At 67.9% G+C, this 15449-nt stretch carries 12 protein-coding genes and 4 tRNA genes; 4 read left to right on the plus strand and 12 right to left on the minus strand.

Features of this window, described 5'->3' with window-relative positions; all coding sequences use genetic code 11:
* Positions 1-26: 26 nt before the first annotated feature.
* Positions 27-509 (plus strand): peroxiredoxin, encoded by a 483-nt coding sequence (locus VLF18_RS13270; protein WP_325280109.1) that lies wholly within the window; start codon positions 27-29, stop codon positions 507-509.
* A 70-nt stretch (positions 510-579) separates the two neighbouring features.
* Here VLF18_RS13270 and gyrA read toward each other — a convergent pair whose 3' ends face one another.
* From gyrA to VLF18_RS13285, 3 genes are all read right to left on the minus strand, one after another.
* Positions 580-3237, minus strand: a complete 2658-nt coding sequence (gene gyrA / locus VLF18_RS13275) for a DNA gyrase subunit A (RefSeq protein WP_325280110.1) — start codon at positions 3235-3237, stop codon at positions 580-582.
* Between the two features lie 168 nt (positions 3238-3405).
* Positions 3406-5547, minus strand: a complete 2142-nt coding sequence (locus VLF18_RS13280) for an AAA family ATPase (RefSeq protein WP_325280111.1) — start codon at positions 5545-5547, stop codon at positions 3406-3408.
* Entirely contained in the window at positions 5544-6752 is a 1209-nt protein-coding gene (locus VLF18_RS13285; RefSeq protein ID WP_325280112.1) for a hypothetical protein, read from the minus strand. Before VLF18_RS13285 ends, VLF18_RS13280 begins: the two co-directional genes overlap by 4 nt.
* Positions 6753-7059: 307 nt before the next feature.
* On the opposite strand from VLF18_RS13285, the gene VLF18_RS13290 reads away from it, so the two are divergent.
* Positions 7060-7482, plus strand: coding sequence for a hypothetical protein (locus VLF18_RS13290; RefSeq protein ID WP_325280113.1), 423 nt, complete (start codon positions 7060-7062; stop codon positions 7480-7482).
* A gap of 5 nt (positions 7483-7487) precedes the next feature.
* On the opposite strand, the gene VLF18_RS13295 is transcribed toward VLF18_RS13290, so the two are convergent.
* Complete coding sequence (locus VLF18_RS13295; RefSeq protein WP_414717225.1) at positions 7488-9587, minus strand: TonB-dependent receptor family protein; 2100 nt, start codon at positions 9585-9587, stop codon at positions 7488-7490.
* A 193-nt stretch (positions 9588-9780) separates the two neighbouring features.
* Between VLF18_RS13295 and VLF18_RS13300 the strand changes: the two genes are divergently transcribed.
* Positions 9781-10218 carry a hypothetical protein gene (locus VLF18_RS13300; RefSeq protein WP_325280115.1) on the plus strand — a complete coding sequence of 146 codons (438 nt, stop codon included), beginning with the start codon at positions 9781-9783 and terminating at the stop codon, positions 10216-10218.
* A gap of 62 nt (positions 10219-10280) precedes the next feature.
* On the opposite strand, the gene VLF18_RS13305 is transcribed toward VLF18_RS13300, so the two are convergent.
* The 4 genes from VLF18_RS13305 to VLF18_RS13320 all read right to left on the minus strand — a co-directional run bounded on the left by VLF18_RS13305 (position 10281) and on the right by VLF18_RS13320 (position 13118).
* On the minus strand, positions 10281-10763 hold the full coding sequence (locus VLF18_RS13305) for a glutathione peroxidase (protein WP_325280116.1): 483 nt from the start codon (positions 10761-10763) through the stop codon (positions 10281-10283).
* Positions 10764-10809: 46 nt separating this feature from the next.
* A complete protein-coding gene (locus tag VLF18_RS13310; protein ID WP_325280117.1) occupies positions 10810-11292 on the minus strand; it encodes a peptidylprolyl isomerase in 483 nt (160 codons plus the stop codon).
* 94 nt (positions 11293-11386) lie between these two features.
* Positions 11387-12682, minus strand: a complete 1296-nt coding sequence (dctA, locus tag VLF18_RS13315) for a C4-dicarboxylate transporter DctA (protein ID WP_325280118.1) — start codon at positions 12680-12682, stop codon at positions 11387-11389.
* A 226-nt stretch (positions 12683-12908) separates the two neighbouring features.
* Complete coding sequence (locus tag VLF18_RS13320; protein WP_325280119.1) at positions 12909-13118, minus strand: cold-shock protein; 210 nt, start codon at positions 13116-13118, stop codon at positions 12909-12911.
* A 327-nt stretch (positions 13119-13445) separates the two neighbouring features.
* Between VLF18_RS13320 and VLF18_RS13325 the strand changes: the two genes are divergently transcribed.
* Positions 13446-14870 carry a TIGR04222 domain-containing membrane protein gene (locus tag VLF18_RS13325; RefSeq protein WP_325280120.1) on the plus strand — a complete coding sequence of 475 codons (1425 nt, stop codon included), beginning with the start codon at positions 13446-13448 and terminating at the stop codon, positions 14868-14870.
* A 62-nt stretch (positions 14871-14932) separates the two neighbouring features.
* Here the strand turns inward: VLF18_RS13325 and VLF18_RS13330 are convergent.
* The 4 genes from VLF18_RS13330 to VLF18_RS13345 all read right to left on the minus strand — a co-directional run bounded on the left by VLF18_RS13330 (position 14933) and on the right by VLF18_RS13345 (position 15449).
* Positions 14933-15019: transfer RNA gene (locus VLF18_RS13330), tRNA-Leu, on the minus strand.
* Positions 15020-15117: 98 nt separating this feature from the next.
* A tRNA-Gly gene (locus VLF18_RS13335) sits at positions 15118-15193 on the minus strand.
* A 22-nt stretch (positions 15194-15215) separates the two neighbouring features.
* Positions 15216-15289: transfer RNA gene (locus tag VLF18_RS13340), tRNA-Cys, on the minus strand.
* Between the two features lie 84 nt (positions 15290-15373).
* A tRNA-Gly gene (locus tag VLF18_RS13345) sits at positions 15374-15449 on the minus strand.

Here is a 15449-nt window from a genome sequence, read left to right on the forward strand (position 1 = left end):
CCCCCCCCCCGCAAACGAGGTTTCGCATGACCATTTCCGTCGGCACCCGCATTCCGTCGGCCACGCTCAACGTGCTCAAGGACGGCGTCCAGGCCATCAGCACGGACGAGATCTTCGCCGGCCGCAAGGTCGTGCTGTTCTCGGTGCCGGGTGCGTTCACCCCGACCTGCTCGGCCAAGCACCTTCCCGGCTATGTGGAGAACTTCGAAAAGTTCCACAGTCGCGGCATCGACGTCGCCTGCATGGCGGTCAACGACGCCTACGTCATGAAGGCCTGGGCTCAGGACCAGAACGTGCCCGAGCAGCTCATCATGCTGGCCGACGGCAATGCGAACCTCGCCCGCGCGCTCGGCCTCGAAATGGACGCGAGCGCGTTCGGCATGGGCGTGCGCTCCAAGCGCTTCGCGCTGTACGCCGAGGACGGCGTCGTCAAGGCGCTGAACGTCGAATCGCCCGGCGAATTCAAGGTTTCCAGCGCGCAGGCCATGCTCGACACGCTCGGTGCCTGAGCCGCCGGTCCCTCAGAAAAAAAACCGCGGCTTAAAGCCGCGGGTTTTTTCATTCCGGACGTCGTGAAGCTCAGTCGACCGGCGAACCATCGGACGATGCGTCGCTGTCCGCGGCCGGTGTTTCCGGCGGTGCGTCGGCCGGGCTGACGGACGCATCGCTGCCGCTCGCGTCGTCCGCATCGACGTCGTCGTCGCCGACGATCGCGGCAAGACCGACCACGCTCGTCAGCGCCTCGCTGTCCGGCAGGCGGATCAGCGTGACGCCCTGCGTGTTGCGGCCGACGCGTGCGATCTCCGCCGCGCGCGTGCGCACGAGCGTGCCCTGGTTCGACACGAGCATGAGCTCGTGCGCGTCGTCGAGCTGCACCGCCGCCACGAGCGCGCCGTTGCGGCCCGAACACTGGATCGCGATGACGCCCTGCGTACCGCGGCCCTTGCGCGGGTATTCCTCCAGCGGCGTGCGCTTGCCGTAGCCGCGCTCGGTCGCCGTGAGGATGTCGCCCTCGCCGTCGACGGCGATCAGCGAGACGACCTCGGCGCCGTCGGTCAGCCGCATGCCGCGCACGCCGTGAGCGACGCGGCCCATCGGGCGCACCTCGTCCTCGGCGAAGCGCACGGCCTTGCCGTTGGACGCGAACATCAGCACATCGCGCGTGCCGTCGGTCAGCGCGACGCCGACGAGGCCGTCGCCTTCGTCGAGATCGATCGCGCGGATGCCGTTCGTGCGCGGGCGCGAGTAGTCGGCGAGCGAGGTCTTCTTGACCGTGCCCTGGCGCGTCGCGAAGAACACGTAGCGGTCCACCGGGAATTCGCGCACCGACTGCACGGCCTGGATCTTTTCGTCCGGTTCGAGCGGCAGCAGGTTCACGATCGGCTTGCCGCGCGAGTTCGGGCCCGCGTCGGGAATCTGGTAGACCTTCTGCCAGAACACGCGGCCCGCGCTCGTGAACGTCAGCAGCGTGTCGTGCGTGTTGACGATCCAGACCTGCGCGACGAAGTCTTCTTCCTTGACCGCCGTCGCCGAGCGGCCCTTGCCGCCGCGGCGCTGCGCGCGATACGTGCTGATCGGCTGGCGCTTCACGTAGCCGGTGTGCGACAGCGTGACGACGACGTCTTCGGGCTCGATCAGATCGAGCACGTCGAGGTCTTCCTGGCTGTGCTGGATCACCGTGCGGCGCGCATCGCCGTAGGCGTCCCGGATCTCGACGAGTTCGCCGCGGATCAGCGCGAGCAGCACGGCCGGATCGGACAGGATCTCGATGAGACCCTGGATCGCCGTGAGCAGCTGCCTGTATTCATCGGTGAGCTTGTCCTGTTCCAGCCCGGTCAGGCGGTTCAGGCGCATCTCGAGGATTTCCTTGGCCTGCACGTCGGACAGCTGGTAGCCGTCCGCGCGCAGTCCTGCGTTCGGATCGAGATCTTCCGGACGCGACGCGTCGGCGCCCGCGGCGTCGAGCAGCGCGCGCACGAGGCCCGGCTCCCAGCGCTTGGCCAGCATGCGCTCGCGCGCGACCTGCGGCGATTCCGACGTCTTGATGAGCTCGATCATCTCGTCGATGTTCGCGAGCGCGACGGTCAGGCCTTCGAGGATGTGCGCGCGGGCGCGCGCCTTACGCAGTTCGAAGATCGTGCGCCGCGTGACGACTTCGCGGCGATGACGGATGAACGCCTCGAGGATTTCCTTGAGGCTCAGCAGACGGGGCTGGCCGTCGACCAGCGCGACCATGTTGATGCCGAAGGTGACCTGCAGCTGGGTCTGCTGGAACAGATTGTTCAGCAGCACGTCGGCCATCGTGTCCTTGCGCACTTCGATGACGATGCGCATGCCGTCCTTGTCGGACTCGTCGCGCAGGCCGTCGGGCGCGATGCCTTCGATCTTCTTTTCCTTGTGCAGCTCGGCGATCTTCTCGATCAGGCGGGCCTTGTTGACCTGGTACGGCAGCTCGGTGACCACGATCGTCTCGCGGCCGTTGGCTTCGGTCTCGATCTCGGTCTTGGCGCGGATCAGGATGCGGCCGCGCCCGGTTCTATACGCTTCCACAATGCCGGAAGCGCCGTTGATAATGCCGGCGGTCGGGAAGTCCGGACCGACGACGAAGCGCATCAGGTCTTCGATGCCGAGCGACGGATCGTCGATCAGCGCGACCGTCGCATCGATGACTTCGGTGAGATTGTGCGGCGGAATGTTCGTCGCCATGCCGACGGCGATGCCGGCGGAGCCGTTGACGAGCAGGTTCGGAACGCGCGTCGGCAGGACCGTCGGCTCGAATTCCTTTTCGTCGTAGTTCGGCTGGAAATCGACGGTTTCCTTGTCGATGTCCGCGGTGAGTTCGGAAGCGATGCGGTCGAGGCGGCATTCGGTGTAGCGCATCGCCGCGGCGGCGTCGCCGTCGATCGAACCGAAGTTGCCCTGGCCGTCGATCAGCGGATAGCGCAGCGAGAAGTCCTGCGCCATGCGCACGAGCGTGTCGTAGATCGAGGAGTCGCCGTGCGGATGGTATTTACCCATGACGTCGCCGACGATGCGGGCGCATTTGACGTACGGGCGATTCCAGAAGTTGTTGACTTCGTACATGCCGAACAGCACGCGGCGATGCACCGGTTTCAGACCGTCGCGAACGTCCGGCAGGGCGCGGCCGACGATCACGCTCATGGCGTAATCGAGGTAGCTCTGCCGCATCTCGTCTTCGATATTGACGCGTATGACTTCTTTGGCTAGTTCCGCCATCGGGATTCCAGGGTTCTGACGCTTGCTGCCATGCGGCCCGGCCGGTGCGGACGGGCGCCGAAATAACGCGCGAGCATACCACGGAACGGCGCCGGAAATGCGCCGGAACCCCTTGTTTCTGGCGGTTTTTTACGTTCCGCGCGCGGTTTTCCGCGGGTATCCGGCCGCTCAGCGCAGGCGGCGCAGTTCCTCGGCCAGCAGCACGGGGATTTCGGTCGCTTCGAACTGGCGTGCGAACAGCGGCACGGCGAAGCGGAAATGCTCGCCGTCGCGTTCCAGCACATAGGCCAGCTGCAGCCGCGAGAACGAACGGCGCAGCGTTTCGACGTCGATGTCGGCATGCGGCCGCAGCAGCTCGACCATGTCGGCCAGACGCGTCCCGCCCTGCCCCGCCACGCGGTAGACGACGATGCGATCGAGCCGCGACGCCAGCTCGTCGTGACTGAGCCTTCCCCAGCCCGCGAGCGCGTCGAGCACGGCCTGCGAGGCCAGTGCGCGCTCGACGTCGGCCGCTTCGACCACGCTGCCGCCGCGGTCCAGCGCCTCGAGGCATTCCTGGCAGAGGATCGCCACGAGGTTCGCGCGGCGCCCGCTTTGCTCGACGATGCGCTCGACCAGCGCGGCGTCAGCGAAGCGCAGATTCAGCACCGCGAGCGGCACGGTCGCGAGTTCGCGGCAGGCCTCGACTTCGAGCCCGCCGACACTGATGACGTCGCCGAAATTGCGCAGCGGCGACTGGTAGTCCAGCGCGGCCGCGGCATAGAGATCCCAGAACCCGGCGAGCAGGAAATGGCAGCGCCCTTCTTCCGAGAGCGCGCGCATCGCCGACAGTTCGGCATAGTCGCGCGCCGCGTCGGCGCGAAAGAACGGATCGGCCTCGTCGATCAGCAGCAGCAGGCGCTTGCCGCCGTGCTGGCGCTGCAGCGACGCGACGATCGTTTCGAGATCCGCATCGAGCGGCAGCCCGCACTGCGCCGCGAGCCGCGGCAGCAGGCGCTGATCGCGCAGCACGACGTAGACGCAGGCGATATTCGGGTGCTCGCGCAGGCGCCGCTCGATCGCCTTCATGAGGCTGGTCTTGCCGAGCTGGCGTCCGCCGATCAGCAGGTAGTTCGACGGTTCGCGCTGCACCACGCGCGAAAGCAGGCTCTCGCGGCCGAAGAACGACGACGCGCGCGCGATGCCGCCGCGCGTCTGATACGGCGAGATGCGCGAAAGCCGCAGCTGCCGCGCCATCGTGCGCAGCAACACCGGCAGCGCGTCGCGCGCGAGCAGCCAGGCGGTCTGCGCCTCCTGCGCGATGCAGACGAACAGGTTCGTGCGGTCGGCACAGAGTCCGCGCAGCGCCGTTTCCGCCGCTGCCGACGGCGGCAACACCAGCAGCACGTCCACGCCGCTCTGCAGGGGCCGCAGCAGGCGTACGAGCTGGGCGCCGTCGAGCCCCGCACCCGGCAGCCAGATCAGGCAGCGCTCCAGCGACACCGGCATCTCGCTGGAAAACGTCCACTCATAGACTTCGCCGGGCAGTTCCCAGCCGGTCGCCGGCGCGCTGCGTGCACCGACGCGCAGCGCGAGCGCCGCGGACTGCGCCGCGCCGCCCATCCGCGGATAGCGCAGCGCGTCACTCCAGTCGGCCGCATCGACGCCGGCCGCGGCCAGCGTCGCGTCGCGCCGGCGCAGCCAGCCCAGCGTCGCATCGATGCGCGGCAGCTGCACGAGCGGCGTGCGCCGCAGGCGCGCCGGATCGCGCTGGATCGGCGCGATCAGCGGATGCCGCCAGATCAGTAGCGCGCCGAGGCCGACCAGCGCGATCACGCTGAGCACGAGCACGACGACGAGCCAGCGCACGGTCTCGAACACCGAAGCTTCTTCCGCGCGGCAGTTCAGCGGCAGGTAGCGCGCCGGTATCGGCGGATCGCCGGCGGCGCAGCTCCAGAGCTGCTGGCGGGGATCCCAGCGATAGGCCACGCTCAGACCGTGCAGGCTGCGGTCGATGCGCGGCGTCGCGCGCAGCGTGCCGACCAGTTCGTTGCGCCGCAGCGACAGCTCGAAGATCTCGCCGGCCGGCTCGATGTCGAGCCGGTCGAGCCGTGTCGGCCACTCGCCGGTGTCCATCACCTGTTCGTTGATGCGCAGCCGCGCGTTCTGCAGCTCGCTCCAGCCGTTCGCAATCCAGGCCATGTTCTCGGGGCTCGCAACGAAGCGGCCGGCCAGCGGATTCCATTGCGGCAGCAGCAGTGCCGTGCCGAGAAACAGCGCCGCCGCGGCGATCGCGCCGCGCCGCAGCCAGGTCTTCGTCGCCGGACTCATGCGCCGGCGTCGCTCCACGCGGCGATGATCTGGCGGCCGGCGCGGCGCACCGCCTCGCAGCGCCATTCCAGCTGCGGACCGTCGGCACCGGGCCGCGCAGTCACGAGGTTGGCCCAGAACAGGCGCCGCAGGAGCCGGTCGATCAGATAGGGCTGAGCCCGCCCGAGCGCGGCCTGTGCAAGCCAGCCCTCGATGCGCGTGCGCGCCTCGGCCTCGCCGAGCAGCGGCACGAAGCCTTCCCACAACCGCGCGCTGCCCGCGAGGCACTCAGCGAGTTGGGGACCGCTCCAGGGAGTATTCGCCGCATGCCAGCGCAGGGCTTCGTCGATCAGGGCCGGATGGCCGCCGCAGTCGATCTCGAGCCGGCCCAGCAGCGCGGCGTCGACCTGCGCCGGCGGCAGCTCGCGGCAGGCAAGCGCGCGCAGCTCGGCCGGGCCGGGATCGGGCCAATGCTCCACGCTCGCGATATTCAACAAAGACAGGTCTCCACTCTGATACTTGAGCTCGGCGAGCGCCTCGCCGCCGCAGAGCAGCAGATGCAGTTTCCCGCTGTACATCTCGCTGAGGCCGCGCAGGATGCCGGCCAGCGCCTCGCGCAGGTGCGCCTCGCCCTGCTCGAAGCGGCTGACGAGACAGAACACGCGCTCGCCGGCCGCGAGACGCCGCTCCAGCGCCGCCTCGAACGCGAAATCCGAATCGACGCCGGCGAAACCGCACTGCGCGCCGATCGCGGCGAAGTAGTCGCGCGAATCGGCCACGGCGCTGTGCGGCGGGCGCACATGCAGCACCGCGCCGTCGCCGTAGCGCTGGCGTGCGGTCGCGAGCAGCGTTTCGCGAAACGGCGGCTGGCCCCAATGTGCCTGGCTCAAGAGCATCAGGATCGGATACGGCGCGAGCCGCTGCAAGCGCTCGAACAGCGTGGCGATGTAGTCGGCATAGGGCTGGCCCGGCGCGTGACCGCCGACCGGATATTCCGGTTCGAAACCCGCGCTCGCGAGCAGCCGGTCGGTCTCCGCTTCGCTGAGCCGCAGGTAGCGCGCGCAGTCCACGAGCCGGTGGCGATGCTTGCGGTTCGGCAGCGACAGGCCGTGGCGCCAGTTGTTGACCGCCTCGCGGCTCATGCCGATCTCGGTCGCGACGCCCGAGGCGCTCGCCCGGATGCGGCGCATGAAAACGGTCAGCAGGCCGGCGAAATCCTCGGACATGGGCGCATCCGCGCGTTCTTCGGGATCGCGCACGCTACGCAACGCCGGAGGAAAGTCAAACACGGCCGGCTCCGCTGTCCGCCGTCGCACTGCCGCCTGTCGTCACCGTCTGCCTCCGCGCCGATCTGCCGGCGGCGCGCATTGTCGGCACTCGCGCCGGCCGCCGGAACCGGACGCTTGTCCGGCGTCCGCGGCCGGCGCTTGACACGCCGTCAAGCTGCAGCGTGCCCGTTTTCGGGCCGAAACGCCGTAATACGCTCGAACTCCCCTGAACCCCTCACGTTCACCAAGTCCACGAGGAATTCCGATGACTCGCTTTCGCCTGCTCGCCTTCGCCCTGCTCGCCTTGCCGCTGTCCGCCGTCGCCGCCCCCAAGGGCGGCACGACCACGTTCGCGGTCAGCGCCGGCAGTTTCTCGGCCTGGACCATCGACGGTATGCAGAACCGGCCGCTGACGCTCGAGCGCGGCCGCACCTACGTGTTCGACCTGACCGGCGTCGCCGGCGTGCACCCGTTCAACATCAACACGATCAACACGACCGGCAGCGGCTCGCGCTACAACAAGGGCGTCACGAACAACGGCGCGACCGGCGACACGGACATCACCTTCGTCGTGCCGGCCAGCGCGCCGGATTCGCTGCATTACAACTGCGGCAATCACGCCGCGATGAACGGCAGCATCACGATCATCGATCCCGACGCGATCTTCGCGAGCAACTTTGAAATCTGAATTCTTTACGGAGCAAAAGAATCCCAGCGCACTCCGACCGACAGCGTGCGGTCGGGACCGGGCTCGTAGTAGCGCGCATTGCCTTCGTTGACGATGACCGAACCGACGTAGCGGCGGTCGAATGCGTTGTCGATGCGCGCGAACGCGCTCAGCACGCCGGCGCGCGACGTCCAGCGCCGGCCGAGTTCGAGATTGACGAGGCCGTAGCCCGGCGCGCGCTGGCTGCCGCGGTCGTTGACGCTCGTGTCGCCGACTGCGACGACCTGCGCCGCGGCGTTCCAGTCGCCGCGGCGCCAGTCGAGCCGGCTCGCCAACTGATCGCGCACCGTGCCCGGAATGCGCGTGCCCGCGGGCACGAGCATATCGGGCGAGGTGCAGCCGGCGGCCGTGCAGATCGGGAACGTGTCGCGGAACGTCGCCGACAGCCGCGTGTAGGCGAGCTGCCACTGCCCATGCTCGCGCAGCGGCACGACCGCCGTGAATTCCGCGCCTTCGCGCCGCGCGCGGCCGACATTGCGAAAGCTGCTGCGGCCGCCGACGTTGCGTGCGACCGCGAGTTCGTCGTCGGTATCGGCGCGAAACAGCGCGGCCTCGATCCGGGCGCCGGCGTCGCTGCGCCACTTGAATCCGAGTTCGCCGTTGCGGCTCGTCGCCGGCTTCAGGTCGAACGCGAGACCGGCCGCGCCGTCGGCGCGATAGCTCAGCTCGTTGAACGTCGGCGTCTCGAAACCGCGGCCGAACGACAGGTAGACGCGCGCGTTCGCGCGCGGCGCGAAACTCAGTCCGGCGACCGGCGTCGTCTGCGCATAGTCGGCCCGGCCGCCGTCGTCGGGATTCGCCGGAGTCACATAGCGGTCGGCGGATTCGTAGCGGATCGCGCTGCGCCGCGCGCCGGCCAGCAGCGACCAGCGTTCCTCGAGCGCCCACGACGCCTGCAGATAGCGATCGACGGCGCGTGCCGTGTTGCGCTCGTCGCGCCGCAGCGCGCCGCGCACGCCGAGCGTGTCGCCGAGGAAATTCTCGAAGCCGCGGCGCCGCTGCGTCTGCGTGTCCACGCCGACGCCCGTCGAGAGCGTCAGCGCGCGCTGCGCGATCTCGCCGCGCCAGATCCAGCGCAGATCGCCGCCGCCGTAGTCGCTCGTCAGATCGACGACGCCGCCGGCGCTGGTCGGACTCGCCTGCGCCGCGCGCGGCACCGAGAGAAACTGCTCGACGTCGCGACGGCCGGCATAGGCCATGGCACGCAGCGCATGCGCTTCGCCGAACGCCTGCTCGTAGACCGCGCCGAGCTGTTCCTGCAGCGCCGACTTGCGCGTGTCGTAGAGCAAGGCAACCGGCGTCGCCGCGCGCGGATCGGCGAGCATTTCGGCGCGCGTGAGGCCCAGCGGATCCTGCGCATCCGGCGCATCGAAGCGATTCGCGATGAAATCGAGGCGGCCCGAATCGCCGACGGCGACGCGCAGTTTCAGATTGAGCGCGTCGCGGCGCGCGGCGCTGTGCCGGCGGAAGCCGTCGCTCTCGCTGCGCATCGCCGCCGCGTGATAGCGCAACGCCTCGTCGCCGCCGCGCACGCTCGCGGCATGGCTGCGGCTGCCGTAGCCCCCCGCGACGCTCTGCAGCCGCGCCTGCGGCGCGCCGTCGCCGTCGGCGCTGAAGAGCTGCACGACACCGCCCGAGGAATTGCCGTAGAGCGCCGAGAACGGCCCGCGCAGCACTTCGATGCGCTCGCCGGCGAACGCCATGAAATGCGAGATCTGGCCCTGGCCGTCGGGCATCGTCGCCGGCACGCTGTCGGCGTAGAGGCGCAGGCCGCGCACGCCGAACGTCGATCGCGCGCCGAAGCCGCGGATCGACAGCTGGGTGTCCTGCGCCTGGTTCTGCCGTTCGCGGGCGAGCAGGCCGGGCACGCCGGCCACCGCGGCGGCGGCATTTGCCGCGGGCACGGCAACCTCGTCGAGCCCGACGACGCTGACCGATGCCGGTGCGTCGAACGCGTCGGCCGCACCGGCACCGAGCGAGATCACGACGACGCGCGGCAACGGCACCGCGGGTTCCTGCGCCGCCGCCGGTACCGCGAACGTCGCCGCACAGAACGCGAGCGTCATCGCCCCGATTCGGATCACTCCTCCCGTCACTCCCCGCTCCTCGTGCGCCGACGACGCGACAGTGTCGCGGAAAGCGCCGCAAGAAAACGTGGTCGGAGGCGGCCGCCTGCACAGCCCGTCACGGTCTGCATACGCAGGCGTTTGCGCGGCGTCCGGCTTTTTGCACAATCGCGGTTCATCCGGAGAACCGCCCATGACCCTGTTGCGCACTGTGCTCGCCCTCGCCGCCGTCGCCGCGAGCGCTTCGTCCCTGGCCGCCGGCAACGCGACGCGCGGCGGCGTCACGCAGACATTCCAGGTCAGCGCCGGCGGTTCGAGTTCGTGGACCATCAACGGCCAGACGAATCCGGCACTGACGCTGCAGCGCGGCGGTACCTACGTGTTCCATCTCAACAACGTCAGTGCGATCCACCCGTTCAACATCAACACGATCAATGCGCCCGGGCCGAATTTCCGCTACGACAACGGGGTGACGAACAACGGCGCGACCGGGACCATCGACATCACCTTCGTCGTTCCGGCCGACGCGCCGAATTCGCTGCACTACAATTGCGAGAACCACGTCGGCATGAACGGCCCGATCGCGATCACCGCGCCCGACCCGATCTTCGCCGCCGATTTCGAAGCCTGACGCGCAAACGGCGAAGGCGGCCCGGAGGCCGCCTTCGTCGTCATGCATCGGCGTCCGCGGCTTCAGCCGAGCACGCTGCCGATGTCTTTCTCGATCTTTTCCGGTGTATCGGTCGGCGCGTAGCGCTTGACGACGCTGCCGTCGCGGCCGATCAGGAACTTCGTGAAGTTCCACTTGATGCCCTCGGTGCCGAGGAAGCCGGATTTTTCACTTTTCAGCCATTTGTACAACGGATGCGCCTTGTCGCCGTTGACGTCGATCTTCGCGAACATCGGAAAGCTGACGTCGTAGGTCAGCGAACAGAAATTGCGGATCTCGTCGGCGTCGCCGGGCTCCTGATGGCCGAACTGATCGCAGGGGAAGCCGAGCACGACGAGTCCCTCGTCCTTGTGCTTGCGGTACATCGCCTCGAGTCCCGTGTACTGCGGCGTGAAACCGCATTTCGACGCGACGTTGACGATCAGTAGCGCCTTGCCCTTGTACGCCTTCAGCGACTGTTCGTCGCCGTCGAGGGTCGTCGCGGAAAAGTCGTACGCCGTTGTCATGCTTCACCTCGTCGTGGTTGGATCGCCGGCTCGCCCGCGGCGCGGATCAGTGGTGATGGCCGCCCGGACCGTGCACGTGGCCGTGCATGACTTCCTCGGCGGTCGCTTCGCGCACCTCGGTCACTTCGATCGCGAAATGCAGCGCCTGGCCGGCCAGCGGATGGTTGCCGTCGACCGTCACGGTTTCGCCGTCGACCGCGGTCACCGTCACCGTCATCGGACCCTGCGGGCCGTTGGCGTGGAACTGCATGCCCGGCTCGATCGTATCGACACCCTGGAACGCCGCGCGCGGCACCGACTGGACGAGGCCGTCGTGATGGACGCCGTAGCCTTCCTCGGGAGCGACGACGACATTGAACGTGTCGCCCGCGCGCTTGCCGCTCATCTCGCGTTCGAGACCCGGCACGATGTTGCCGGAGCCGTGCAGGTAGGTCAGCGGCTCGCGGCCGGCGGACGAATCGATGATCTCGCCCTGGTCGTTGGTCAGGGTGTAGTGAAACGCGGCGACGCAGCGGTCGGCAATCTGCATGTGGGAATTTCTCGGAATGGCGCCCGGATTCGGGCGGGAAGGCCAACGCGCACGTTGGCGACGCGGCGCAGCATGAGGGCTCGATGACGCCTTATCAAGTCGGTGCCGGCGCGGTTTCCGGCAGCGCGTCCTGCGGGCCGGCAGCGAACGCGGCTTCCATCTTCGCGTCGTCGCGCAGTCCCTCCCAGCGCGCGACGACCATCGTGGCGACGGCGTTGCCGATCACGTTGGTGATCGCGCGCGCCTCGGACATGAAACGGTCGACGCCGATCACCAGCGCGACGCCTTCGACCGGTACCTTGCCCGCAAGCGCGCCGAGCGTCGCGATCAGCGTCGTGAAGCCCGCGCCGGTGATGCCGGCCGCTCCCTTGGAGGTCAGCAGCAGCACGCCGAGCAGCACGAGTTCGTCATGCAGGGTCAGCTCAGCGCCAACGGCCTGGGCGATGAAGATCGAGGCCATCGTCAGATAGATGCAGGTGCCGTCGAGATTGAACGAATAGCCGGTCGGCAGCACGAGGCCGACGACCGAGCGGTCGCAGCCGGCGTGCTCCAGCCGCAGCAGCAGGCGCGGCAGCGCCGACTCCGACGACGACGTGCCCGCGACGAGCACGATCTCGCGCCGGATGTAGACGAGGAAGCGCCACAGCGAAAAGCCCGACCAGCGCGCGACGAGCCCAAGCACACCGAACACGAACACGAAGCAGGTCGCGTAGACGCAGAGCATGAGCCAGCCCAGCGACACCAGCATGCCGAGCCCGAACTTGCCGATCGCGAACGCCATGGCGCCGAACGCGCCGATCGGCGCGGCGCGCATCACGAGCGCGACGATCTTGAACAGCACCTGCGAGAGTTCGTCGAGCAGATCGAGCACGCGCCGCCCGGCCGGTCCCGACTGCGTCATCGCGACGCCGAACAGCACGGCGACCAGCAGCACCTGCAGAAGGTTGTTGTCGACGAACGCCGACACGAGGCTCTTGGGAATGATGCCGAGCAGGAACGCGACGAGCGACTGCTCTTTGGCCGCCTCGACATAGCTCGCGGTTTTCTTCGGGTCGAGATCGCCCGGGTGGATCTCGAGGCCGGTGCCCGGCTCCGCCAGGTTCGCCACGACGAGACCGATCACGAGCGCGAGCGTCGTCAGCACTTCGAAATAGATCAGCGCCTTCAGTCCGACGCGCCCGGAATGACGCAGGTCGCCCATGCGCGCCATGCCGACGACGATCGTCACGAAGATGACCGGACCGATGACCATCTTCACGAGATTGATGAAGCCGTCGCCGAACGGCTTCATGCGTTCGCCGAGCTGCGGATCGAAATGACCCAGCGTGATGCCGACCGCGACGGCGACGAGCACCTGCACATAGAGATTCTTGTACGCGTCGCGCCACATGATCCGGAAGCCCCCCTTTTGTGGAACCGCCGATCAGGCGCCGACGCGCCGATCGCGGGCGGCGCATCACTGCGCCGCGGGAACGTCGAAGCCTTCGACGTTCGCCGTAACGCGCCGAGGCTAGCCGGAACGCACGCAAGAAAAAACCGGCTCCGCGAAAGCCGGCCAAGAAAAAACCCCGGGCGTTTCCACCCGGGGTTCTTTTCAAACTATCTGGACCGCTGGATCAGATGACCTGAACCTGGTCGGCCTGCATGCCCTTCTGGCCCTGCACGGCGACGAAGCTCACGCGCTGGCCTTCCTGAAGGGTCTTGAAGCCGGTGCCCTGGATCGCGCGGAAGTGCACGAACAGGTCAGCGCCGCTTTCCGGGGTGATGAAACCAAAGCCCTTGGCGTCGTTGAACCACTTAACGGTGCCAGTCTGACGATTCGACATGTCTTAACTCCATGAAACAATTTAGGGATATCACGATCGCGGTGCATCCGGACCGAGACTGAGGTTGCAGGGAGCAAGCAGGGCGAATCGATGAAGCGGATCCAGGGATCAACTGCATCAGGCCACAATTTACCGTGACCCAGGCAAACACAGTGCGGTCGAAGATACTCGTATTTTTGTTTCCTGCCAATAGGTTCAGGCCGGCATTTGAGAATCGCCTCACTGCCGGGATCGCCGGGACCGCGCGTTCGCTCTGCCGACGCCGCGGCGTTTCGCTTGTCGCCGGCGCAGGGTAATGTGGCGCTGCCCGGGCCAGCGGAGACCGTCATGACGGATGTCGATTCGACGTGGTCGCAACAGCAGCGTGAACTGTGGCAGCGCCTGGCGGCGCACGATTTCGGCACCTCGGACTGCGCCCTCACCTTCGCGCGCCGTCTCGCGCGCGAGCACGGCTGGAGCGAGGCGTATGCCGATGGCGCGATCCGCGAGTACAAGCGCTTCTGCTTCCTGGCTGCGGTCGCCGGCCATCCGGTCAGTCCGAGCGACGCCGTCGACGAGGTCTGGCATCAGCACCTGACCTACAGCCGCGACTACTGGCAGCGGTTCTGTCCGGATGTGCTCGCCATGACGCTTCACCACGAGCCGACGCGTGGCGGACGCGACCAGGCGAAGCGCCACTATGACCAGTACGCCGAGACGCTCGCGAGCTATCAGCGCTGGTTCGGTCCGCCGGCCGTCGATTACTGGCCTGACGCGCAGAACTACACCGCGAGCCCGGCGCGTTACCGCCGCGTCGATCTCGCCCGCAGCTGGCTGTTGCCCCGAACCTCGCTGCGCGGCCTCGACTGGCGCCGCGCAGCCGTCGCCGCGGTCCTGCTCCCCGTGGCGCCGCTGCTGCAGGCGCTGCCGCTGAATCCGCTGGATTTCGACGGCCCGAGTTTCCTGCTGCTGTTTCTCGTGCTCGCGGTCGTTGCGGGCGTCGCCGCCGCCGTCGTACGCAGGAACTTCGGCCCGCCCGCGCGGCCGGGAGCTGCGCTCGATACCTGGTCGACAGCCTATCTCGCAGGCGGCCCGCAGCGCGTCGTCGACGCGGGCATCGCGAGTCTGATCGCCGACGGCAAGGCGCAGTGGAACCGCAAGCAGCGGCGCCTGGACATCGCGCATCCGGACACCGTGCGCGACTATCCGCTCGACGAGATCGCCCGTGCCGCACGCGCTGGCAATGGCGCCGTGCCGCAGATCGTCCGCAGCGTCGGATCGAAGCTCGGCCGCATCCGCGAACCGCTTGTCGCGCGCGGCCTGCTGATCGACAACGGCCAGCGCTGGCTGCTCGGCCTCTACCGCGCGCTGCCCTTCGCCGCGCTGACCGCCTTCGGCACGATGAAGATCGCAGTCGGGCTCGCCCGCGACCGCCCGGTCGCGTTCCTGATTTTCCTGACCCTCGTCACCGGGATCGCGACACTGCTGCTGTTTACCGTGCGCCCGCAGCGCAGCCGCGCCGGCGACCTGCTGCTGCGCGACCTCAACCGCAGCAACGCGCACGCCCGCCGCGCGCCGCGCAACCATGACATCGGCCTCGCCGTCGCCCTGGCCGGCACCGGCGTGCTGGCCGGCACGGCCTATGCCGATTTCCACAATTTCCGACAGGCCAGCTCGTCCACGTCGAGTTCCGGCTGCTCGTCCAGCGACAGCGGCTGTTCTTCCGACAGCGGCGGAAGCAGCGGCTGCGGGGGATGCGGCGGCGGGGATTGAACGCAGCGGCACGACCGGAAAAACGTGGACACTTCCAGTGTTCCACGTTTGGACCGCTCGACTGGTGCCCCGAGCCGGACTCGAACCGGCATGGCCTTGCGGCCGACGGATTTTAAGTCCGTTGCGTCTACCGATTTCGCCATCGGGGCGCGCGGGCGCAAGCATGCGCGATTCCACAGCGGGCGTGAAGGTCGGCGGCCGCAGAAAGCAAAAGACCCCGCAGTGCGGGGTCTTTTGGATTTCGATATGGAGCGGGAAACGAGACTCGAACTCGCGACCCCGACCTTGGCAAGGTCGTGCTCTACCAACTGAGCTATTCCCGCAAAACTTTCATTGTCGCGAAGATGGAGGCCTGGGTCGGAATCGAACCGGCGTACACGGCTTTGCAGGCCGCTGCATGACCACTCTGCCACCAGGCCATCTTAGCGTTGATCCCGGACCGACCGCAGCCGCATCGTCCCGAAAAAACAAAACCTCGGTTGGCCGAGGTTTTGAGGATATCGTGGAGCGGGAAACGAGACTCGAACTCGCGACCCCGACCTTGGCAAGGTCGTGCTCTACCAACTGAGCTATTCCCGC

The organism is Tahibacter sp., assembly GCF_035481375.1.
GTDB lineage: Bacteria > Pseudomonadota > Gammaproteobacteria > Xanthomonadales > Rhodanobacteraceae > Tahibacter.